This is a genomic window from Neobacillus niacini (genome assembly GCF_046591715.1).
Taxonomy (GTDB): Bacteria; Bacillota; Bacilli; order Bacillales; family Cytobacillaceae; genus Neobacillus; species Neobacillus niacini_L.
In genome coordinates this window covers 20,297-39,636 of sequence record NZ_JAWVNQ010000017.1, presented here as the reverse complement: position 1 = coordinate 39,636, position 19,340 = coordinate 20,297, and the positions used below count along the sequence as shown (strand labels likewise).

The 19,340-nt window shown below is 40.5% G+C and carries 33 protein-coding genes; all 33 read left to right on the top strand.

Translation table 11 applies throughout. The features are described 5' to 3' along the window. The first annotated feature begins 21 nt into the window (after positions 1-21). On the top strand, positions 22-444 hold the full coding sequence (rpsL, locus tag SFC47_RS23265) for a 30S ribosomal protein S12 (protein ID WP_026574083.1): 423 nt from the start codon (positions 22-24) through the stop codon (positions 442-444). Positions 445-486: 42 nt separating this feature from the next. After that, positions 487-957, top strand: a complete 471-nt coding sequence (gene rpsG, locus SFC47_RS23260) for a 30S ribosomal protein S7 (protein ID WP_411256935.1) — start codon at positions 487-489, stop codon at positions 955-957. Positions 958-1,004: 47 nt separating this feature from the next. Then, positions 1,005-3,086 carry an elongation factor G gene (gene fusA, locus SFC47_RS23255; protein WP_411256934.1) on the top strand — a complete coding sequence of 694 codons (2,082 nt, stop codon included), beginning with the start codon at positions 1,005-1,007 and terminating at the stop codon, positions 3,084-3,086. Between the two features lie 127 nt (positions 3,087-3,213). After that, a complete protein-coding gene (tuf, locus tag SFC47_RS23250) occupies positions 3,214-4,401 on the top strand; it encodes an elongation factor Tu (RefSeq protein ID WP_411256933.1) in 1,188 nt (395 codons plus the stop codon). A 517-nt stretch (positions 4,402-4,918) separates the two neighbouring features. Then, positions 4,919-5,227: a 30S ribosomal protein S10 gene (gene rpsJ, locus SFC47_RS23245; protein WP_007085291.1), complete on the top strand. Its 309-nt coding sequence runs from the start codon at positions 4,919-4,921 to the stop codon at positions 5,225-5,227. 40 nt (positions 5,228-5,267) lie between these two features. Continuing rightward, positions 5,268-5,894, top strand: coding sequence for a 50S ribosomal protein L3 (gene rplC / locus SFC47_RS23240; RefSeq protein ID WP_411256932.1), 627 nt, complete (start codon positions 5,268-5,270; stop codon positions 5,892-5,894). 29 nt (positions 5,895-5,923) lie between these two features. Continuing rightward, positions 5,924-6,547, top strand: a complete 624-nt coding sequence (gene rplD, locus SFC47_RS23235; protein ID WP_179161260.1) for a 50S ribosomal protein L4 — start codon at positions 5,924-5,926, stop codon at positions 6,545-6,547. Continuing rightward, positions 6,547-6,831, top strand: coding sequence for a 50S ribosomal protein L23 (gene rplW, locus SFC47_RS23230; protein WP_034676080.1), 285 nt, complete (start codon positions 6,547-6,549; stop codon positions 6,829-6,831). The genes rplD and rplW overlap by 1 nt, the downstream gene beginning before the upstream one ends. Before the next feature lie 30 nt (positions 6,832-6,861). Further along, a complete protein-coding gene (gene rplB, locus SFC47_RS23225) occupies positions 6,862-7,692 on the top strand; it encodes a 50S ribosomal protein L2 (protein WP_034676082.1) in 831 nt (276 codons plus the stop codon). A gap of 60 nt (positions 7,693-7,752) precedes the next feature. After that, positions 7,753-8,031 (top strand): 30S ribosomal protein S19, encoded by a 279-nt coding sequence (gene rpsS, locus SFC47_RS23220; RefSeq protein ID WP_026574091.1) that lies wholly within the window; start codon positions 7,753-7,755, stop codon positions 8,029-8,031. Between the two features lie 17 nt (positions 8,032-8,048). After that, complete coding sequence (gene rplV / locus SFC47_RS23215; RefSeq protein WP_034676086.1) at positions 8,049-8,390, top strand: 50S ribosomal protein L22; 342 nt, start codon at positions 8,049-8,051, stop codon at positions 8,388-8,390. Between the two features lie 3 nt (positions 8,391-8,393). Next, entirely contained in the window at positions 8,394-9,050 is a 657-nt protein-coding gene (rpsC, locus tag SFC47_RS23210; RefSeq protein ID WP_411256931.1) for a 30S ribosomal protein S3, read from the top strand. Position 9,051: 1 nt separating this feature from the next. Further along, positions 9,052-9,486, top strand: coding sequence for a 50S ribosomal protein L16 (gene rplP, locus SFC47_RS23205; protein ID WP_411256930.1), 435 nt, complete (start codon positions 9,052-9,054; stop codon positions 9,484-9,486). After that, entirely contained in the window at positions 9,476-9,676 is a 201-nt protein-coding gene (rpmC, locus tag SFC47_RS23200) for a 50S ribosomal protein L29 (RefSeq protein WP_034676094.1), read from the top strand. Before rplP ends, rpmC begins: the two co-directional genes overlap by 11 nt. A 22-nt stretch (positions 9,677-9,698) precedes the next feature. Beyond that, on the top strand, positions 9,699-9,962 hold the full coding sequence (gene rpsQ / locus SFC47_RS23195) for a 30S ribosomal protein S17 (RefSeq protein WP_034676097.1): 264 nt from the start codon (positions 9,699-9,701) through the stop codon (positions 9,960-9,962). A gap of 39 nt (positions 9,963-10,001) precedes the next feature. Beyond that, entirely contained in the window at positions 10,002-10,370 is a 369-nt protein-coding gene (rplN, locus tag SFC47_RS23190; RefSeq protein ID WP_034676100.1) for a 50S ribosomal protein L14, read from the top strand. A 35-nt stretch (positions 10,371-10,405) separates the two neighbouring features. Further along, positions 10,406-10,714, top strand: a complete 309-nt coding sequence (gene rplX / locus SFC47_RS23185; RefSeq protein ID WP_179161257.1) for a 50S ribosomal protein L24 — start codon at positions 10,406-10,408, stop codon at positions 10,712-10,714. Positions 10,715-10,742: 28 nt separating this feature from the next. Then, positions 10,743-11,282: a 50S ribosomal protein L5 gene (gene rplE, locus SFC47_RS23180; RefSeq protein ID WP_411256929.1), complete on the top strand. Its 540-nt coding sequence runs from the start codon at positions 10,743-10,745 to the stop codon at positions 11,280-11,282. A gap of 24 nt (positions 11,283-11,306) precedes the next feature. Beyond that, a complete protein-coding gene (locus SFC47_RS23175; protein WP_034676107.1) occupies positions 11,307-11,492 on the top strand; it encodes a type Z 30S ribosomal protein S14 in 186 nt (61 codons plus the stop codon). Between the two features lie 29 nt (positions 11,493-11,521). Then, complete coding sequence (rpsH, locus tag SFC47_RS23170; RefSeq protein ID WP_411256928.1) at positions 11,522-11,920, top strand: 30S ribosomal protein S8; 399 nt, start codon at positions 11,522-11,524, stop codon at positions 11,918-11,920. Between the two features lie 32 nt (positions 11,921-11,952). Next, complete coding sequence (rplF, locus tag SFC47_RS23165) at positions 11,953-12,489, top strand: 50S ribosomal protein L6 (RefSeq protein ID WP_411256927.1); 537 nt, start codon at positions 11,953-11,955, stop codon at positions 12,487-12,489. Positions 12,490-12,521: 32 nt separating this feature from the next. Beyond that, on the top strand, positions 12,522-12,884 hold the full coding sequence (rplR, locus tag SFC47_RS23160; RefSeq protein WP_411256926.1) for a 50S ribosomal protein L18: 363 nt from the start codon (positions 12,522-12,524) through the stop codon (positions 12,882-12,884). A gap of 26 nt (positions 12,885-12,910) precedes the next feature. Further along, complete coding sequence (rpsE, locus tag SFC47_RS23155) at positions 12,911-13,411, top strand: 30S ribosomal protein S5 (protein WP_081954368.1); 501 nt, start codon at positions 12,911-12,913, stop codon at positions 13,409-13,411. 13 nt (positions 13,412-13,424) lie between these two features. Beyond that, positions 13,425-13,607 carry a 50S ribosomal protein L30 gene (rpmD, locus tag SFC47_RS23150; RefSeq protein WP_090767659.1) on the top strand — a complete coding sequence of 61 codons (183 nt, stop codon included), beginning with the start codon at positions 13,425-13,427 and terminating at the stop codon, positions 13,605-13,607. 32 nt (positions 13,608-13,639) lie between these two features. Further along, positions 13,640-14,080, top strand: a complete 441-nt coding sequence (gene rplO, locus SFC47_RS23145) for a 50S ribosomal protein L15 (protein ID WP_045516516.1) — start codon at positions 13,640-13,642, stop codon at positions 14,078-14,080. Then, complete coding sequence (gene secY / locus SFC47_RS23140) at positions 14,080-15,378, top strand: preprotein translocase subunit SecY (protein WP_411256925.1); 1,299 nt, start codon at positions 14,080-14,082, stop codon at positions 15,376-15,378. The genes rplO and secY overlap by 1 nt, the downstream gene beginning before the upstream one ends. 56 nt (positions 15,379-15,434) lie before the next feature. Then, complete coding sequence (locus SFC47_RS23135; RefSeq protein ID WP_411256924.1) at positions 15,435-16,085, top strand: adenylate kinase; 651 nt, start codon at positions 15,435-15,437, stop codon at positions 16,083-16,085. 282 nt (positions 16,086-16,367) lie between these two features. Further along, entirely contained in the window at positions 16,368-16,586 is a 219-nt protein-coding gene (infA, locus tag SFC47_RS23130) for a translation initiation factor IF-1 (protein WP_034676129.1), read from the top strand. Positions 16,587-16,622: 36 nt separating this feature from the next. Further along, entirely contained in the window at positions 16,623-16,736 is a 114-nt protein-coding gene (gene rpmJ, locus SFC47_RS23125) for a 50S ribosomal protein L36 (protein WP_000868344.1), read from the top strand. Between the two features lie 23 nt (positions 16,737-16,759). Further along, positions 16,760-17,125 carry a 30S ribosomal protein S13 gene (rpsM, locus tag SFC47_RS23120; protein WP_090833491.1) on the top strand — a complete coding sequence of 122 codons (366 nt, stop codon included), beginning with the start codon at positions 16,760-16,762 and terminating at the stop codon, positions 17,123-17,125. A 21-nt stretch (positions 17,126-17,146) separates the two neighbouring features. Continuing rightward, a complete protein-coding gene (rpsK, locus tag SFC47_RS23115) occupies positions 17,147-17,536 on the top strand; it encodes a 30S ribosomal protein S11 (protein ID WP_024027886.1) in 390 nt (129 codons plus the stop codon). 177 nt (positions 17,537-17,713) lie between these two features. Continuing rightward, complete coding sequence (locus SFC47_RS23110; RefSeq protein WP_034676137.1) at positions 17,714-18,658, top strand: DNA-directed RNA polymerase subunit alpha; 945 nt, start codon at positions 17,714-17,716, stop codon at positions 18,656-18,658. A gap of 58 nt (positions 18,659-18,716) precedes the next feature. Then, positions 18,717-19,079: a 50S ribosomal protein L17 gene (rplQ, locus tag SFC47_RS23105; protein WP_045516505.1), complete on the top strand. Its 363-nt coding sequence runs from the start codon at positions 18,717-18,719 to the stop codon at positions 19,077-19,079. Positions 19,080-19,340 lie beyond the last annotated feature (261 nt).

Below are 19,340 nucleotides of genomic sequence, written 5' to 3'. Positions count from 1 at the left end.
AACGAAGGGAGGAAACAAAACATGCCTACTATTAACCAATTAGTGCGCAAGCCTCGACAAGCAATCACTGAAAAGTCGAAGTCACCTGCGCTAAATAAGGGCTACAACAGCTTCAAAAAATCACAAACAAATGTATCTTCACCACAAAAACGCGGAGTATGTACTCGTGTTGGTACAATGACTCCAAAGAAACCGAACTCAGCGTTACGTAAATATGCACGTGTACGTTTGACAAACGGTATCGAGGTGACAGCTTACATTCCTGGTATCGGCCACAACCTTCAAGAGCACAGTGTTGTTCTTATCCGTGGAGGACGTGTAAAGGACTTACCAGGGGTACGTTATCACATCGTACGTGGTGCTCTTGATACGGCTGGTGTTAACAACCGTATGCAAGGACGTTCTAAATATGGTACTAAGAGACCAAAAGCAGCTAAGAAGTAATAACATTATAAATAGAATGCTTGTTTGAAAGGAGGAAATAATATGCCACGTAAAGGTCCTGTAGCAAAAAGAGACGTGTTACCAGATCCACTTTACAATTCAAAATTAGTTACTCGTCTAATCAACAAAATGATGGTTGACGGTAAAAGAGGTAAATCACAAGAAATTCTTTATTCTGCATTTGAAACAATCCGTGAACGTTCTGGTAAAGAACCAATGGAAGTTTTTGAAGCAGCAATGAAAAATATCATGCCAGTACTTGAGGTAAGAGCTCGCCGTGTAGGTGGAGCAAACTACCAAGTACCAGTTGAGGTACGTCCTGACCGTCGTACAACTCTAGGTCTTCGCTGGTTAGTAAACTATGCGCGTCTTCGCGGTGAAAAGACGATGGAAGAGCGTTTAGCGAACGAAATCATGGATGCAGCTAATAACAGTGGTGCATCTGTTAAGAAGCGTGAAGATACTCACAAAATGGCAGAAGCAAACAAAGCGTTTGCTCACTATCGCTGGTAGAATTACCTTTAACATAAAAACTTTCATACTAGGAAGGAGAAAGACCCATGGCAAGAGAGTTCTCCTTAGAAAACACTCGTAATATCGGCATCATGGCACACATCGATGCCGGTAAAACGACGACCACTGAGCGCGTACTTTATTACACTGGTAAGATTCATAAAATCGGTGAAACACATGAAGGTGCTTCTCAGATGGACTGGATGGAGCAAGAACAAGAACGCGGAATTACAATTACTTCCGCAGCAACAACTGCATCTTGGAAAGGTCATCGCGTAAACATCATCGATACACCAGGACACGTAGACTTCACAGTTGAAGTAGAACGTTCCCTTCGTGTACTTGATGGTGCAGTAGCGGTACTTGATGCACAGTCTGGTGTTGAACCTCAAACTGAAACAGTTTGGCGTCAAGCAACAACTTACGGTGTACCACGTGTAGTATTTGTAAACAAAATGGACAAAATCGGTGCAGACTTCTTGTATTCTGTAAGAACAATACATGACCGCCTGCAAGCGAATGCCCACCCAATTCAGCTGCCAATCGGTGCTGAAGATGAATTTTCTGCAATCATTGACCTTGTTGAAATGAACGCAGTATTCTACGGTAATGACTTAGGTACTGATATTGAAGTACGTGACATTCCTGAAGAACATCTTCCGCTTGCTGAAGAATGGCGTGAAAAGCTAGTTGAAGCAGTAGCAGAATTAGATGAAGAATTAATGGAAAAATACCTTGGCGGTGAAGAAATCACTAAAGAAGAGCTAAAAGCAGCTATTCGTAAAGGTACTGTTAATGTTGAATTCTATCCTGTAATTTGTGGATCAGCATTCAAAAACAAAGGTGTTCAGTTAATGTTAGACGCAGTTATTGATTATCTTCCGTCTCCACTTGATGTACCTGCAATTAAAGGTCATGCAATTGATGATGAAGAAGAAGTTATTGAACGTCATTCAAGTGACGAAGAGCCATTCTCAGCTCTTGCGTTTAAAGTTATGACTGACCCTTACGTTGGTAAATTAACGTTCTTCCGTGTTTACTCTGGTACTTTAGAGTCTGGATCATATGTTCAGAACTCAACTAAAGGCAAGCGTGAACGTATCGGACGTATCCTGCAAATGCACGCAAACAGCCGTCAAGAAATCTCTAAGGTTTTTGCTGGTGACATCGCTGCTGCTGTAGGTCTAAAAGATACTACTACTGGTGATACTTTATGTGATGACAAGAACCTTGTTATCCTAGAGTCTATGCAATTCCCAGAGCCAGTAATCCAACTTTCTGTTGAACCTAAATCTAAAGCTGACCAAGATAAAATGACAACTGCACTACAAAAACTTCAAGAAGAAGATCCAACATTCCGTGCGCATACTGACCAGGAAACTGGACAAGTAATTATCGCTGGTATGGGGGAACTTCACCTTGATATTATTGTTGACCGTATGCGTCGTGAATTTAAGGTTGAAGCAAACGTTGGTGCTCCACAGGTTGCTTACCGTGAAACTTTCCGTGCTTCTGCACAAGTTGAAGGTAAGTTTGCTCGTCAATCTGGTGGACGTGGACAGTATGGACACGTTTGGATTGAGTTTGCACCGAACGAAGAAGGTAAAGGTTTCGAATTTGAAAATGGTATCGTTGGTGGGGTAGTACCACGTGAATACATTCCAGCTGTTCAAGCGGGTCTTGAAGATGCGTTAGAACGCGGAGTACTTGCTGGTTACCCTCTAGTTGATATTAAAGCAAGATTATTTGATGGATCTTACCATGATGTTGACTCATCTGAAATGGCGTTTAAGATTGCTGCTTCAATGGCACTTAAAAACGCGGCGTCAAAATGTAAGCCTGTTATCCTAGAGCCTATGATGAGGGTTGAAGTTGTAATCCCTGAAGAGTACCTAGGAGATATTATGGGCCAAATTACTGCACGTCGTGGACGCGTTGAAGGTATGGAAGCTCGTGGTAATGCACAGGTAGTTCGTGCACAAGTTCCACTTTCAGAAATGTTTGGTTATGCAACTGCACTTCGTTCTAGCACACAAGGTCGTGGAGTATTCTCTATGCACTTTGATCACTATGAAGAAGTACCAAAATCAGTTTCTGAAGAAATTATCAAAAAAAATAAAGGTGAATAATTGATTTTCACCTTTTAATAAAGTATAACTACTTATGTAACAATGGAAACTGTGAAATTGGGACAACCCCAGTTTACAGTTTCCTAAAATATACTTAACTTTCATATATTAAAGGAGGATTATCCTAATGGGTAAAGCTAAATTCGACCGTTCAAAGCCACACGTTAACATTGGTACAATTGGTCACGTTGACCACGGTAAAACAACTTTAACAGCTGCAATCACTTCTGTACTAGCTAAGTCTGGTAAAGCAGAAGCTCGTGCATATGATCAAATTGATGGTGCTCCAGAAGAAAAAGAGCGTGGAATCACAATCTCAACTGCACACGTTGAGTATGAAACTGACAACCGTCACTACGCACACGTTGACTGCCCAGGACACGCTGACTATGTTAAGAACATGATCACTGGTGCAGCTCAAATGGACGGCGGTATCCTAGTTGTTTCTGCAACTGATGGTCCAATGCCACAAACTCGTGAGCACATTCTTCTTTCTCGCCAAGTAGGTGTACCTTACCTTGTTGTATTCATGAACAAGTGTGACATGGTTGATGACGAAGAACTTCTTGAATTAGTAGAAATGGAAATTCGTGACCTATTAAGCGAATACGATTTCCCTGGCGATGACACTCCAGTTATCAAAGGTTCTGCTCTTAAAGCTTTAGAAGGCGACGCAGCATGGGAAGAAAAAATCTTTGAACTTATGGCTGCTGTTGATGAGTGGATTCCACAACCAACTCGTGACACTGATAAGCCTTTCATGATGCCAGTTGAGGATGTATTCTCAATCACAGGTCGTGGAACAGTTGCTACAGGACGTGTTGAGCGTGGTGTAGTAAGAGTTGGTGACGTAGTTGAAATCGTAGGTTTCACTGAAGAACCAAAATCTACTACTGTAACAGGTGTAGAAATGTTCCGTAAGCTTCTTGACTTTGCTGAAGCTGGAGACAACATCGGTGCACTTCTTCGTGGTGTAGCACGTGAAGAAATCGAGCGTGGACAAGTTTTGGCTAAGCCAAAATCAATCACTCCACACACAAAGTTTAAAGCACAAGTTTACGTTTTATCAAAAGAAGAAGGTGGACGTCACACTCCATTCTTCTCAAACTACCGTCCACAATTCTATTTCCGTACTTCTGACATTACTGGTATTTGTAATCTTCCAGAAGGCGTAGAAATGGTTATGCCTGGTGACCACATCGAAATGACTGTTGAGCTTATCGCTCCAGTTGCAATCGAAGAAGGTACTAAGTTCTCTATCCGTGAAGGCGGACGTACTGTAGGTTCAGGTTCAATCACAACTATCACTGAATAATTAAATTCAGTTATATTAGAAAGCAGGGGGATTACGATCCTCCTGCTTTTTTTACGTTCGGAACTTAGATAACTGTCTAGCTGCAGCGCCTAGGGGCTCGGGTCATAAGCCGATCCGGCAAGAAGGTAAAGAACGACCTTCTCGCCGGCTCGTCTTTTGCCTGTCGCCCCTGGTCAAGGCGCTTCCGCTTTTCCGTGTTTCTTCTATATAATAGAACTCATATAATTTTCAGTTAATAAAGCGATATTATAGGTTATTTCTGGAGAATAATATTTTCTATTGTAATTGTATAGACTGGTCGCTATAATAATAAAAGTGTGCTGGACGTAACAAAAAAGAAATTAATAAAATATGTTGCGTTCGCCTAATGTTTTATGTATAATAGACAATGTTGGTCTTTGACTGCGATGATGTGAAAGGTTGCTGACACACCCGGCCGCTTTGCCATGGCGAGTGTGTGGGAAATTTTCACTGAGAATGTCTATTTTTAAAATAGGCGAATAAAGGAGGGAAAATAATGGCAAAACAAAAGATTCGTATCCGTTTAAAAGCTTATGATCACAGAATTCTTGATCAGTCAGCAGAAAAAATCGTTGAAACAGCAAAGCGTTCAGGTGCAGCCGTTTCTGGTCCGATTCCACTACCGACTGAAAAATCAGTGTACACAATCCTACGTGCGGTGCATAAATACAAAGATTCTCGTGAACAGTTCGAAATGAGAACACATAAGCGTCTAATCGACATCGTTAACCCAACTCCACAAACAGTTGATGCGTTAATGCGTTTAGACTTACCATCTGGTGTTGATATCGAAATTAAACTTTAGTAAAAATAAATGAACAAATTCCATAGGAGGTGTGACTTAAATGACCAAAGGAATCTTAGGAAGAAAGATTGGTATGACTCAAGTATTTGCAGAAAACGGCAACTTAATTCCAGTTACTGTAGTTGAAGCAGCTCAAAACGTAGTTCTTCAAAAGAAATCAATCGAAAGCGACGGTTACGAAGCTGTTCAAGTTGGTTTTGAAGATAAGCGTGAAAAGTTAGCTAACAAACCAGAAAAAGGGCATGTTGCTAAAGCAAACACTAATCCTAAGCGCTTCGTTCGCGAATTCCGCGGAGCAGACGTAACAGGATATGAAGTTGGTCAAGAAGTCAAAGTTGATATTTTCGCTGCAGGCGATGTAGTAGATGTTACAGGAATCTCAAAGGGTAAAGGTTTCCAAGGTGTAATCAAGCGCCACGGACAATCACGCGGCCCAATGGCTCACGGTTCACGTTATCACCGTCGTCCAGGTTCAATGGGACCTGTTGCTCCAAACCGCGTATTCAAAGGTAAATTATTACCAGGACGTATGGGTGGAGAACAAATTACTGTTCAAAATCTTGAAATCATTAAGGTAGATGTTGAACGTAACTTACTATTAATTAAAGGTAACGTTCCAGGACCTAAAAAAGGTTTATTAAAGATTAAAAGTGCGGTAAAAGCGTAATATCTTCATAAGAAAGGAGGAGCAAAAGAATGCCTAAAGTTTCATTATTTAACCAAAACGGATCACAAGTTGGTGAAATCGAACTTAATGAATCAGTATTTGGTATCGAGCCTAACCAACACGTGTTATTCGAAGCGATTGTTATGCAAAGAGCTTCTTTACGTCAAGGAACTCATAAAGTAAAAGTTCGTTCTGAAGTACGCGGCGGTGGACGTAAACCATGGCGTCAAAAAGGAACAGGTCGTGCTCGTCAAGGGTCAATCCGTTCTCCACAATGGCGCGGAGGTGGTACTGTATTCGGTCCAACACCACGCAGCTACAGCTACAAATTACCTAAAAAAGTACGTCGCTTAGCGATTAAATCTGCACTTTCTTCTAAAGTTTTAGAAGAAAATGTATTAGTATTAGAAAGCCTAGCTTTCGATGCTCCAAAAACAAAGGATTTCAAAACAGTGTTAGGTGGACTTTCTGTTGAGAAGAAAGCACTTATCGTAACTGCTGACCTTGATGAAAACGTAGCATTATCTGCTCGTAATATTCCTGGTGTAACAGTAGTAACAGCTGATGGAATCAACGTGTTAGACGTTGTAAATCATGACAAGTTGATCATGACTAAAGCAGCGGTTGAAAAAGTAGAGGAGGTGCTTGCATAATGGATGCACGCGATATCATTAAGCGCCCCGTTATCACTGAACGTTCTACTGACCTAATGGCTGAAAAGAAATATACATTTGAAGTTGATGTGAGAGCTAACAAAACTCAAGTTAAAGATGCAATTGTTGAAATCTTTGGCGTAGAAGTTGAAAAAGTTAACATCATGAACTATAAAGGTAAATTCAAGCGCATGGGTAAATTCGGTGGTTACACAAACAAACGTCGTAAAGCAATTGTAAAACTAACTGCTGATAGCAAAGAAATCGAATTCTTTGAAGCATAATAAAAACTAACAAGAAGAGGAGGGAATAAAATGGCGATTAAAAAGTACAAACCTACCTCTAATGGTCGTCGCGGAATGACAGTTTCTGATTTCGCTGAAATCACAACTAGCACTCCAGAAAAATCTCTATTAGCTCCATTAAAGAGAAAAGGCGGCCGTAATAACCAAGGTAAGTTAACTGTTCGTCATCAAGGTGGCGGCCATAAGCGTTCATACCGTATCATTGACTTTAAACGTAACAAAGATGGCATTCCTGGACGCGTTGCCACTATCGAGTACGATCCAAACCGTTCCGCAAACATTGCACTAATCAATTATGTAGATGGTGAAAAGCGTTATATCCTAGCTCCTAAAAACCTAGTAGTAGGTATGGAAGTAATGTCCGGCCCTGAGGCAGATATTAAGGTAGGAAATGCATTACCACTAGCAAATATCCCTGTTGGTACTGTGGTACACAACATTGAATTAAAACCTGGTAAAGGCGGACAATTAGTACGTTCAGCTGGTACATCAGCTCAGGTTCTAGGTAAAGAAGGTAAATACGTATTAGTACGTTTAAATTCTGGTGAAGTTCGAATGATTCTTGCTGAGTGCCGTGCAACAATCGGTCAAGTAGGTAATGAGCAGCACGAACTTATCAACATCGGTAAAGCAGGACGCTCTCGCTGGTTAGGCAAACGCCCAACAGTACGAGGATCTGTAATGAACCCTAACGATCACCCACACGGTGGTGGTGAAGGACGTTCACCAATCGGACGTAAATCACCTATGTCTCCATGGGGTAAACCAACTCTTGGATTCAAAACTCGTAAGAAAAAGAACAAATCCGACAAGTTTATTGTACGTCGTCGTAAAAAATAACGGGGTTGAACTACGGTTCAAAGAACGAGCCGTAGAACAATCACGAAGGGAGGTTCATCCATGGGTCGCAGCCTAAAAAAAGGACCATTTGTTGATGATCATTTAATGGTTAAGATCGAAAAGTTAAATGAAACTGAAGGTAAGCAAGTTGTAAAAACTTGGTCACGTCGTTCTACGATCTTCCCACAATTTATTGGCCACACTATAGCTGTTTATGATGGTCGCAAACATGTGCCTGTATATGTTACTGAAGACATGGTAGGACACAAGCTTGGAGAATTCGCTCCAACACGTGCTTACAAAGGCCATGGTAATGATGATAAGAAAACCAGACGTTAAGAGAGGAGGGCAAAGAAATGCAAGCTAAAGCTGTTGCAAGAACAGTTCGTATTGCTCCTCGTAAAGCACGTTTAGTCGTAGATTTAATTCGAGGAAAGCAAGTTGGTGAAGCGGTGTCGATTTTAAATCACACTCCAAAGTTTGCTTCTCCAATCGTTGAAAAAGTATTAAAATCTGCTATGGCAAATGCCGAGCACAATTATGAAATGGACGTTAATAGCTTGGTAGTAACTCAAGCTTTTGTAGATGAAGGACCAACGTTGAAACGTTTCCGTCCACGCGCAATGGGCCGTGCTAGCCAAATTAACAAGCGCACTAGCCACATCACAATCGTTCTATCAGAAAAGAAGGAGGGATAATCTGTGGGTCAAAAAGTAAATCCAGTCGGTTTGCGTATCGGTATCATCAAAGATTGGGAATCTAAATGGTACGCAGGTAAAGACTTCGCTGATCTTTTACACGAAGACCTTAAAATTCGTGAGTACATCACGAAGCGTTTGAAGGATGCTTCTGTATCTAAAGTTGAAATCGAACGTGCTGCTAACCGTGTGAATGTAACAGTTCATACTGCTAAGCCTGGAATGGTTATCGGTAAAGGCGGTACTGAAGTTGAAGCACTTCGTAAAGCTTTAAATCAATTAACTGGCAAAAGAGTTCACATCAATATCCTTGAAATCAAGAGAGCTGACGTTGATGCGAAACTAGTAGCTGAAAATATTGCTCGTCAATTAGAAAACCGTGTATCTTTCCGTCGTGCACAAAAACAAGCAATCCAACGTGCAATGCGTGCAGGCGCTAAAGGTATTAAAACAATGGTATCAGGTCGTCTAGGCGGTGCAGATATCGCTCGTTCTGAACACTACAGCGAAGGAACTGTTCCACTTCACACACTTCGTGCTGATATTGACTATGCTCATGCTGAAGCAGATACTACTTATGGTAAGCTTGGCATAAAAGTATGGATCTATAAGGGAGAAGTCCTTCCTACTAAGAAGAAATCTGCGGAAGGAGGCAAATAATATGTTATTGCCAAAACGCGTTAAATATCGCCGTCAACACCGTGGAAAAATGCGTGGTAACGCAAAAGGCGGAACTGAAGTAACTTTCGGTGAGTTCGGCTTACAAGCAACTGAAGCATCTTGGATCACAAACCGCCAAATCGAATCTGCCCGTATTGCAATGACTCGTTACATGAAACGTGGCGGTAAAGTTTGGATTAAAATTTTCCCACATAAGCCTTATACTGCAAAACCTCTAGAGGTGCGGATGGGTTCTGGTAAAGGGGCGCCTGAAGGTTGGGTAGCTGTTGTTAAACCAGGAAAAGTTATGTTTGAAATCGCTGGTGTTTCTGAAGAAGTAGCACGTGAAGCACTGCGTCTTGCTATGCACAAACTTCCAGTTAAATGTAAGTTTGTAAAACGTGAAGAAATTGGTGGTGAATCAAATGAGAGCTAATGAAATTAAAGACCTTACCACTGCCGAAATTGAACAAAAAGTTAAATCTTTAAAAGAAGAGCTTTTCAACCTTCGCTTCCAACTAGCGACTGGTCAACTTGAAAATACAGCTCGCATTCGTGAAGTACGTAAAGCGATTGCTCGCATGAAAACTGTGATTCGTGAGAGAGAAATCAGCGTTAACAAGTAATAATTGAGAGGAGGTTCACATAATGAGTGAACGTAATCAACGCAAAGTTTACACTGGACGCGTTGTTTCAGACAAAATGGATAAAACCATTACTGTACTAGTTGAAACTTACAAAAAGCATCCTCTTTACGGTAAACGCGTTAAGTACTCTAAAAAGTTCAAGGCTCATGATGAGCAAAATGAAGCGAAAATCGGCGATATCGTACGTATCATGGAAACTCGTCCGCTTTCAGCTACTAAGCGTTTCCGTTTAGTTGAAGTTACAGAAAAAGCAGTTATTATTTAATTGTTCGGATAAGCATCATTCCGAAGGGAGGTTACACACATGATTCAACAAGAATCACGTTTAAAAGTTGCTGATAACTCTGGTGCTCGTGAGGTACTTACCATTAAAGTTCTTGGTGGTTCTGGCCGCAAAACTGCGGGTATCGGTGATGTTATCGTTTGTACAGTGAAACAAGCAACACCTGGTGGCGTTGTTAAAAAGGGTGACGTTGTTAAAGCCGTAATCGTTCGTACGAAAAGCGGTGCTCGCCGACCTGATGGATCATACATTCGTTTTGATGAAAACGCATGTGTAATTATCAAGGATGATAAGAGCCCACGTGGAACTCGTATCTTCGGACCAGTTGCTCGTGAACTTCGCGATAACAACTTTATGAAAATCGTTTCCTTGGCTCCAGAAGTACTATAATTTAAATTCAATTGCCTTTAAGGAGGTGCTTACGAATGCATGTTAAAAAAGGTGACAAAGTAAGAGTTATCTCCGGTAAGGATAAGGGCAAAACAGGAGTAATCCTAGCAGCCTATCCTAAAGATAGCCGTGTACTAGTAGAAGGTGTAAACATCGTGAAAAAACACTCAAAACCTTCTCAAGTGAATCCACAAGGCGGAATTATGAGCTTTGAGGCACCAATTCATGTATCAAACGTTATGCCTATCGACCCTAAGTCTGGCAACCCAACTCGTGTAGGTTACACAACGGTTGATGGCAAAAAGGTACGCGTAGCAAAATCCGGTGAAGTATTAGATAAATAGTCTAAATTTTAGAAGGGAGGTACTATAAGTGAACCGCCTAAAAGAAAAATTTGTTAAAGAAGTTACACCTGCTCTTATGAGCAAGTTCAACTATAAATCAGTAATGCAAGTTCCTCAACTTGAGAAAATTGTTATTAACATGGGTGTTGGTGACGCAGTAGCAAATGCTAAGGCATTAGATAATGCTGTGGAAGAACTAGCTACTATTACAGGACAAAAGCCTGTAGTAACTCGTGCTAAGAAATCAATTGCAGGCTTCCGTCTTCGTGAAGGTATGCCGATCGGTGCAAAAGTTACACTTCGCGGTGAACGTATGTATCAATTCTTGGATAAATTAGTTTCTGTTTCTTTACCTCGTGTTCGTGACTTCCGTGGTGTTTCTAAGAAATCATTCGATGGTCGCGGTAACTACACATTAGGTGTTAAAGAACAATTAATCTTCCCTGAAATTGATTACGATAAAGTAAGCAAGGTTCGTGGTATGGATATTGTTATCGTAACGACTGCTAACACTGATGAAGAAGCACGCGAACTGTTAACTCAATTTGGAATGCCATTCCAAAAGTAATCGTTAAATAATGGAGGCGAAAACGTGGCTAAAAAGTCAATGATTGCGAAACAAAAGCGCACGCCTAAATATGCAGTACAAGAGTATACACGCTGCGAACGTTGTGGCCGTCCACACTCTGTATACCGTAAATTTAAGCTTTGTCGTATTTGTTTCCGCGAATTAGCGTACAAAGGACAAATTCCTGGTGTTAAAAAAGCTAGCTGGTAAAACCCAAGTCTGGGAAGGAGGTAAAAATAATGGTCATGACAGATCCGATTGCTGATATGCTTACTCGCATTCGTAATGCGAATATGGTGCGTCACGAAAAGTTAGAAGTGCCTGCTTCTAATATCAAGAAGGAAATCGCTGAAATCTTAAAGCGTGAAGGCTTCGTTCGTGATGTAGAATTTATCGAAGACAACAAACAAGGTATTATCCGTATTTTCTTAAAGTACGGTTCAAATAACGAACGTGTTATCACTGGTCTTAAGCGCATAAGCAAGCCTGGACTTAGAGTTTATGCAAAATCTAATGAGGTGCCACGTGTCCTTAATGGTCTTGGTATCGCACTAGTATCAACTTCAAATGGTGTTATAACTGATAAAGAAGCTCGTGCTAAACAAGTGGGCGGAGAAGTATTAGCTTACGTTTGGTAATATAGTTTCTCGAATGAATGGAGGTGCACTAAATGTCTCGCGTAGGAAAAAAACCTATTGAAATCCCTGCAGGAGTTACGGTTACATTAAATAACAATACCGTTACTGTTAAAGGACCAAAAGGCGAACTTACTCGCTCTTTTAATCCAGATATCGAAATTAAAATCGAAGAAAACCTAGTAACAATCACACGTCCATCTGATGTGAAAGAACATCGCGCATTGCACGGTACTACTCGTGCGTTAATCGCGAACATGGTTGAAGGTGTTTCTAAGGGCTTCGAAAGAAGATTAGAATTAATCGGGGTTGGATACCGTGCTCAGAAGCAAGGTAACAAGCTTGTATTGAACGTTGGATATTCTCACCCAGTTGAGATCGAACCAGAAAGCGGCCTTGAAGTAGAAGTACCTGCTAACACAAAGATTACGATCAAAGGTACTGACAAGGAACGTGTTGGTGCATTAGCAGCAAATATCCGCCAAGTTCGTCCTCCAGAGCCGTACAAAGGCAAAGGAATTCGTTACGAAGGTGAATTTGTTCGTCGTAAAGAAGGTAAAACTGGTAAGTAATGCCGCATAGGTAAACGAAAGGAGTGACGTAAATGATTACGAAGCTTGACAAAAATGCTAGTCGCAAGAAGAGACATGCTCGTGTTCGTGCGAAACTTAGCGGTACTGCAGCTCGTCCACGTTTAAACGTGTTTCGTTCTAATAAGCATATTTATGCTCAATTAATCGATGATATGAGTGGAGTAACTTTAGCAAGTGCTTCTACTATTGAAAAAGATTTTAACCTTGAATCTACAAGCAATGTTGAAGCTGCTAAGTTGGTCGGAGAATTAGTCGCTAAACGTGCGGTAGAAAAAGGAATCACTGCAGTTGTATTTGACCGTGGAGGATACCTTTACCATGGACGTATTCAAGCGTTAGCAGATGCTGCACGTGAAAACGGCCTACAATTTTAATAGACAAAGGAGGGACACATATAATGATACGTCGTATTGATCCAAACAAACTTGAACTAGAAGAACGCGTTGTAACGGTAAACCGTGTAGCGAAAGTTGTTAAGGGTGGCCGTCGTTTTCGCTTCTCTGCTCTAGTAGTAGTTGGTGATAAAAACGGTCATGTAGGTTTCGGTACTGGTAAAGCTCAAGAAGTACCAGATGCGATTCGTAAAGCAATCGAAGATGCGAAGAAGAACTTAATCGAAGTACCAATGGTTGGAACTACAGTTCCTCACCAAGTAATTGGACGATTTGGTGCTGGAGAAATTCTTCTAAAGCCTGCTTCTGAAGGTACAGGAGTTATTGCTGGTGGTCCAGTCCGTGCTGTTCTTGAATTAGGCGGGGTAGGAGATATCCTTTCTAAATCCCTAGGAACTAACACTCCAATTAATATGGTACGTGCAACGATTGATGGTTTAAAACAATTAAAGCGTGCTGAAGACGTAGCAAAGTTACGTGGTAAATCAGTAGAAGAACTGCTAGGATAAGGAGGGAAATCAAATGGCAAACAAACTATTAATTACCCTCAACAAGAGCGTTATTGGTCGCCCTGGTGACCAACGCGCGACAGTTACTGCTCTAGGTTTACGTAAATTAAATCAAACAGTTGAGCACCAAGATAATGCTGCTATTCGCGGTATGATTACAAAAGTTGCTCACCTTGTAACAGTTAAAGAACAATAATTAATTGTTTTCTTTCATAAGGAGGTGCCAATATGAAACTTCATGAACTAAAGCCTGCTGAAGGTTCTCGTAAAGAACGTAAACGTTTAGGACGCGGTATCGGTTCTGGTCAAGGTAAGACTGCTGGTAAAGGTCATAAAGGTCAAAATGCTCGTTCCGGCGGTGGTGTCCGTCTAGGTTTCGAGGGTGGTCAAACACCTTTATTCCGTCGTTTGCCAAAACGTGGTTTTACTAATATCAGCCGTAAAGAATTCGCAATTGTAAACCTTGATGTTCTTAATCAGTTTGAAGAGGGTACAGAAGTTACTCCAGAACTTCTAATTGAAACTGGTGTTGTTAAGAACGAAAAAGCAGGAATTAAGATTCTTGCAAAAGGGAACGTAGAGAAAAAACTTACTGTAAAAGCTCATAAATTCTCCTCTACCGCCAAAGAAGCAATTGAAGCTGTAGGTGGAACTACTGAGGTGATCTAATGTTCCGTACAATCTCCAATTTTATGCGCGTGGCTGAAATTAGAAGAAAGATAATCTTTACTCTTTTAATGTTAATCGTATTTCGACTAGGCAGTTTTATTCCTGTTCCTAATGTAAATGCTGAAATTTTGGCAGCACAAGATAAATTAAGTGTATTTGGGATCTTAAATACCTTTGGCGGTGGAGCGTTGCAAAACTTCTCCATTCTTGCTATGGGTATTATGCCTTACATCACTGCTTCCATTATTATTCAGCTTTTACAAATGGATGTAGTTCCGAAATTTACGGAATGGTCAAAGCAGGGAGATGCTGGACGTCGGAAATTAGCTCAGTTTACTCGATATTTCACAATTGTCCTTGGCTTTATTCAAGCCCTGGGTATGTCCTACGGGTTTAATAGTATGGCGAGCGGGCAATTGATTCAGAATCCTGGAGTTGGTACTTACTTATTAATTGCAGTAGTTTTAACTGCTGGTACTGCATTTCTGATGTGGTTAGGTGAGCAAATTACCGAGAAGGGTGTTGGAAATGGTATTTCCATCATTATCTTTGCAGGTATCGTTGCTAGTATCCCTAATACCGTTAATCAGATCTATGTACAGCAGTTTGAAAATGCTGGTGAGCAGCTATTCCTGCGTATCGTTACGGTTTTATTGATTGTTTTAGCAGTCATTGCAATCGTTGTGGGAACAGTGTTCATCCAACAAGCGATAAGAAAAATACCAATTCAATATGCAAAACAACGTTCAATCAATGGGCGTAACGCAGGTGCCGGGCAATCTACTCATATGCCGTTAAAAGTAAATGCAGCAGGTGTTATCCCTGTTATCTTTGCAGTTTCCTTTATTGTAACTCCAAGAACAATTGCTTCCTTCTTTCCAACGAATGATGTAACTCTTTGGATTACAAGGGTATTTGATTATTCCCATCCAATCGGAATGACTTTATATGCTGCACTGATTATCGCTTTCACGTATTTTTATGCTTTTATTCAAGTTAATCCTGAGCAGGCAGCTGAGAACTTGCAAAAGCAAAGCGGCTATATTCCAGGAATTAGACCAGGTAAAAGTACACAGGAATACTTAACACGCGTATTATACCGTTTAACCTTTGTTGGCGCGCTCTTCCTAACGGTGATTTCGATACTGCCAATTGTCTTTATCGAAATCGGTAATTTACCGCAATCCGCTCAAATTGGTGGAACAAGTCTTCTAATCGTTGTCGGTGTTGCACTTGATACGATGAAACAGCTTGAAGCGCAGCTAGTTAAACGTCATTATAAAGGCTTTATTAAATAATAGGTTTTGGGGACTTAAGTTCCCTGAAACCATAAATAGCACGAGGGGGAACACGTGTGAATTTAGTATTAATGGGGCTTCCGGGTGCCGGAAAAGGTACTCAAGCCGAACAAATCGTCGAACAATACGGCATCCCTCATATCTCTACAGGAGATATGTTCCGTGCAGCGATGAAAGAAGGAACAGAACTAGGTTTAGAAGCTAAGTCTTTCATGGACAAAGGCGCACTTGTTCCTGATGAAGTAACAATCGGCATTGTTCGTGAACGGTTAAGTAAAGATGACTGTAAAAATGGTTTTTTACTTGATGGCTTTCCTAGAACGGTACCTCAAGCAGAAGCATTGGAAAGTCTATTATCTGATCTGGAAAAAAAGATTGATTATGTAATCAATATAAATGTTGATAAAAGTATTTTAATGGATCGTTTGACTGGCCGTCGTATTTGTAAAGAATGCGGATCAACGTATCATTTAGTATTTAATCCTCCGACGAAAGAAGGAGTATGCGATAAATGTGGTGGAGAACTCTACCAACGTGCTGATGATAATGCTGAAACTGTTCAAAATAGATTAGACGTTAATATCAAACAACAAGAACCATTGCTTACTTTCTATGAAACAAAAGGTTACCTTCGTACAATTGATGGACAGCAGGACATTAATAAAGTATTTGCTGATATCAAGCAATTACTTAGGGACTTACGTTAATGGCCATTAGTTTAATCGTAGGTCGACTCTCGAACATCTCTTCAATAAACTTCAAAAGTATGTGGATGTAAATGGCTTTTCTATTGTACTGAGTATGTAGGACCGAGAGTTGGGCAAGACTTACATGTGGAAATTATTATTCCATTTAATGTAGTATTTACTTGCGGACAGAAGAAGAACATTATGTTAATATTAAAAGGTTGCTATTTGTTTTGTACGAAAGAAAAGTGTTTGCTTTACATTTTCGAATGTAATAGATGAAATGAGAAGGGAGACGAATTAATGGCCAAAGATGATGTAATTGAAATTGAAGGTAAAGTATTAGAAACTTTGCCAAATGCAATGTTTAAGGTAGAATTAGAAAATGGTCATACCGTGCTAGCTCATGTTTCTGGTAAAATCCGAATGCACTTCATTCGCATCCTTCCGGGTGACAAAGTTACTGTCGAGCTTTCTCCATATGACTTAACACGCGGAAGAATTACTTACCGCTTTAAATAATTGCTTGCACTCCGTATTACTAAGGAGGTTAGGATAATGAAAGTAAGACCATCTGTTAAACCGATCTGCGAAAAGTGCAAAGTTATCCGTAGACGCGGTAAAGTCATGGTTATCTGTGAAAACCCTAAACATAAACAAAAACAAGGTTAATCTTGAAGGAGGTGCGCTCATTTATGGCACGTATTGCTGGTGTAGATATTCCACGTGAAAAACGTGTAGTTATCTCTTTAACTTACATTTATGGTATTGGTAAAAATACTGCACAAAAAGTATTAGCTGAAGCTGGTGTTTCTGAAGATACTCGAGTGCGTGATTTAACTGAAGACGAACTAAACAAAATCCGTGAGATCATCGACAAATTAAAAGTTGAAGGTGACCTTCGCCGTGAAATTTCTCTTAACATTAAGCGTTTAATGGAGATTGGCTGCTACCGCGGATTACGTCATCGTCGTGGTTTACCGGTTCGTGGACAAAACACGAAAAACAACGCTCGTACACGCAAAGGTCCTCGTAAGACTGTTGCGAACAAGAAGAAGTAATCGGCAAAGGAGGTTATTTAAATGGCACGTAAAACTAATACACGTAAACGTCGTGTTAAAAAGAATATTGAATCAGGTATTGCACATATCCGTTCAACATTTAACAATACAATCGTAACAATTACTGATGTTCATGGTAATGCTATTTCTTGGTCTAGTGCTGGTGCGCTTGGATTTAGAGGTTCTCGTAAATCTACACCATTCGCTGCTCAAATGGCTGCTGAAACTGCTGCTAAGACATCAATTGAACACGGTATGAAAACTCTAGAAGTTACAGTTAAAGGACCAGGTGCTGGTCGTGAGGCTGCTATTCGTGCGCTGCAAGCTGCAGGTCTTGAAGTAACTGCAATTAAAGACGTTACTCCAGTTCCTCATAACGGATGCCGTCCACCAAAACGCCGTCGTGTTTAATTTTTCTGTATAGAATTTGTATCATGCGTCTATAATGGGATATGATACTTAAATTATGTAGTTCATACAGAAGATTTATTCCAGTTGTTGTGCACAAAACGGGAACGTATACATGGGGGAATTTCGATTAGGTAATTCACTAGTCGAGGTTTCGACGTTTTGAAGGAGGGTTATTTGATGATCGAAATAGAAAAACCAAAAATCGAAACGGTTGAGATCAACGATGATGCCAAGTACGGAAAGTTCGTCGTAGAACCACTTGAGCGTGGATATGGTACCACTTTGGGTAACTCCTTACGTCGTATCCTATTATCTTCACTCCCAGGTGCCGCTGTTACATCGATTCAGGTCGATGGGGTACTTCATGAGTTCTCAACAATTGAAGGCGTCGTAGAGGATGTAACATCCATCATTTTAAACATTAAAAAATTAGCTTTAAAAATCTACTCTGATGAAGAGAAAACTCTTGAGATTGATGTTCAAGGTGAAGGCCCAGTTAAAGCTGCAAACATTACACACGATAGTGATGTTGAAATTTTAAATCCAGACCTTCATATTGCTACATTAGCTTCAAGTGGACATCTTCGCATGCGATTAACAGCTAAGCGTGGTCGTGGATACACTCCTGCTGAGCAAAATAAGCGTGAAGATCAGCCAATTGGTGTTATTCCAATTGATTCTATCTTTACACCAGTTTCTCGTGTGTCATATCAGATAGAAAATACTCGTGTGGGTCAAATGACAAACTATGATAAGCTAACGCTTGATGTTTGGACAGATGGAAGCACAGGGCCAAAGGAAGCTATAGCTCTTGGTTCGAAAATTTTAACCGAGCATTTAAATATCTTTGTTGGTTTAACTGATGAAGCTCAAAATGCTGAGATTATGATCGAAAAAGAAGAGGATCAGAAAGAAAAAGTCCTTGAAATGACGATCGAAGAACTTGATTTATCAGTTCGTTCATATAACTGCTTAAAGCGTGCTGGAATCAACACTGTTCAGGAATTAGCTAATAAGACTGAAGAAGATATGATGAAAGTTCGTAACTTAGGCCGTAAATCACTTGAAGAAGTGAAGGCTAAACTAGAAGAGCTTGGGTTAGGCTTACGTAAAGACGATTAACATCATCTCTATTTTTAACTAATCCGTTTAATGACTTCAACAAAGGAGGGAACCCTTCATGGCATACAGAAAGTTAGGACGCACAAGTGCACAGCGTAAAGCTATGCTACGTGATTTAACTACAGATTTAATTATCAATGAGCGCATTGAAACAACAGAAACTCGCGCGAAGGAACTTCGTGGTACTGTTGAGAAAATGATCACTTTAGGTAAACGTGGTGACTTACATGCTCGTCGTCAAGCTGCTTCTTACGTTCGTAATGAAGTTGCTGATGCTGAAAAAGGTACAGATGCACTACAAAAACTTTTCACTGATATCGCTCCACGCTACTCAGAGCGTCAAGGTGGATACACTCGTATTATGAAACTTGGACCACGCCGCGGCGATGGTGCACCAATGGTAATTATCGAGTTAGTTTAATAACGAAAACAGACAACAAGGGCGCTGGACAGTTTAGTTACAAACTTGTTCTTGAGCCCTTTTTCTGTATAAAATCTAATAATTTACGAACCAAGCCAAAAAGAGTGTTATGATGAGCGTGACCTTGATATTTCAAGGATATAAAGGAAGATTGTACTTTCCTTTGAAGGATAACTGAATTTCTCTTATCTTTTTCACGTCTCGTCTAGCTCATGCACCTCCTCCAATTTCTTTTTAGAAATCCCGTTTACGCGCGGCAGA

What these genes read in the sequence shown, in the direction of transcription:
- rplD (WP_179161260.1), top strand. Translation starts at nt 5,924, where the DNA reads ATGCCTAAAGTTTCATTATTTAACCAAAACGGATCACAAGTTGGTGAA.
- rpsJ (WP_007085291.1), top strand. Translation starts at nt 4,919, where the DNA reads ATGGCAAAACAAAAGATTCGTATCCGTTTAAAAGCTTATGATCACAGA.
- rpsS (WP_026574091.1), top strand. Translation starts at nt 7,753, where the DNA reads ATGGGTCGCAGCCTAAAAAAAGGACCATTTGTTGATGATCATTTAATG.
- rpmC (WP_034676094.1), top strand. Translation starts at nt 9,476, where the DNA reads ATGAGAGCTAATGAAATTAAAGACCTTACCACTGCCGAAATTGAACAA.
- rpsM (WP_090833491.1), top strand. Translation starts at nt 16,760, where the DNA reads ATGGCACGTATTGCTGGTGTAGATATTCCACGTGAAAAACGTGTAGTT.
- rplO (WP_045516516.1), top strand. Translation starts at nt 13,640, where the DNA reads ATGAAACTTCATGAACTAAAGCCTGCTGAAGGTTCTCGTAAAGAACGT.
- rpsH (WP_411256928.1), top strand. Translation starts at nt 11,522, where the DNA reads ATGGTCATGACAGATCCGATTGCTGATATGCTTACTCGCATTCGTAAT.
- rpsK (WP_024027886.1), top strand. Translation starts at nt 17,147, where the DNA reads ATGGCACGTAAAACTAATACACGTAAACGTCGTGTTAAAAAGAATATT.
- rpmJ (WP_000868344.1), top strand. Translation starts at nt 16,623, where the DNA reads ATGAAAGTAAGACCATCTGTTAAACCGATCTGCGAAAAGTGCAAAGTT.
- tuf (WP_411256933.1), top strand. Translation starts at nt 3,214, where the DNA reads ATGGGTAAAGCTAAATTCGACCGTTCAAAGCCACACGTTAACATTGGT.
- infA (WP_034676129.1), top strand. Translation starts at nt 16,368, where the DNA reads ATGGCCAAAGATGATGTAATTGAAATTGAAGGTAAAGTATTAGAAACT.
- fusA (WP_411256934.1), top strand. Translation starts at nt 1,005, where the DNA reads ATGGCAAGAGAGTTCTCCTTAGAAAACACTCGTAATATCGGCATCATG.
- rplP (WP_411256930.1), top strand. Translation starts at nt 9,052, where the DNA reads ATGTTATTGCCAAAACGCGTTAAATATCGCCGTCAACACCGTGGAAAA.
- rplR (WP_411256926.1), top strand. Translation starts at nt 12,522, where the DNA reads ATGATTACGAAGCTTGACAAAAATGCTAGTCGCAAGAAGAGACATGCT.
- rplV (WP_034676086.1), top strand. Translation starts at nt 8,049, where the DNA reads ATGCAAGCTAAAGCTGTTGCAAGAACAGTTCGTATTGCTCCTCGTAAA.
- rpsQ (WP_034676097.1), top strand. Translation starts at nt 9,699, where the DNA reads ATGAGTGAACGTAATCAACGCAAAGTTTACACTGGACGCGTTGTTTCA.
- rplF (WP_411256927.1), top strand. Translation starts at nt 11,953, where the DNA reads ATGTCTCGCGTAGGAAAAAAACCTATTGAAATCCCTGCAGGAGTTACG.
- SFC47_RS23110 (WP_034676137.1), top strand. Translation starts at nt 17,714, where the DNA reads ATGATCGAAATAGAAAAACCAAAAATCGAAACGGTTGAGATCAACGAT.
- rplC (WP_411256932.1), top strand. Translation starts at nt 5,268, where the DNA reads ATGACCAAAGGAATCTTAGGAAGAAAGATTGGTATGACTCAAGTATTT.
- rpmD (WP_090767659.1), top strand. Translation starts at nt 13,425, where the DNA reads ATGGCAAACAAACTATTAATTACCCTCAACAAGAGCGTTATTGGTCGC.
- rpsL (WP_026574083.1), top strand. Translation starts at nt 22, where the DNA reads ATGCCTACTATTAACCAATTAGTGCGCAAGCCTCGACAAGCAATCACT.
- rplX (WP_179161257.1), top strand. Translation starts at nt 10,406, where the DNA reads ATGCATGTTAAAAAAGGTGACAAAGTAAGAGTTATCTCCGGTAAGGAT.
- rplB (WP_034676082.1), top strand. Translation starts at nt 6,862, where the DNA reads ATGGCGATTAAAAAGTACAAACCTACCTCTAATGGTCGTCGCGGAATG.
- rplW (WP_034676080.1), top strand. Translation starts at nt 6,547, where the DNA reads ATGGATGCACGCGATATCATTAAGCGCCCCGTTATCACTGAACGTTCT.
- rplN (WP_034676100.1), top strand. Translation starts at nt 10,002, where the DNA reads ATGATTCAACAAGAATCACGTTTAAAAGTTGCTGATAACTCTGGTGCT.
- rpsG (WP_411256935.1), top strand. Translation starts at nt 487, where the DNA reads ATGCCACGTAAAGGTCCTGTAGCAAAAAGAGACGTGTTACCAGATCCA.
- rplQ (WP_045516505.1), top strand. Translation starts at nt 18,717, where the DNA reads ATGGCATACAGAAAGTTAGGACGCACAAGTGCACAGCGTAAAGCTATG.
- secY (WP_411256925.1), top strand. Translation starts at nt 14,080, where the DNA reads ATGTTCCGTACAATCTCCAATTTTATGCGCGTGGCTGAAATTAGAAGA.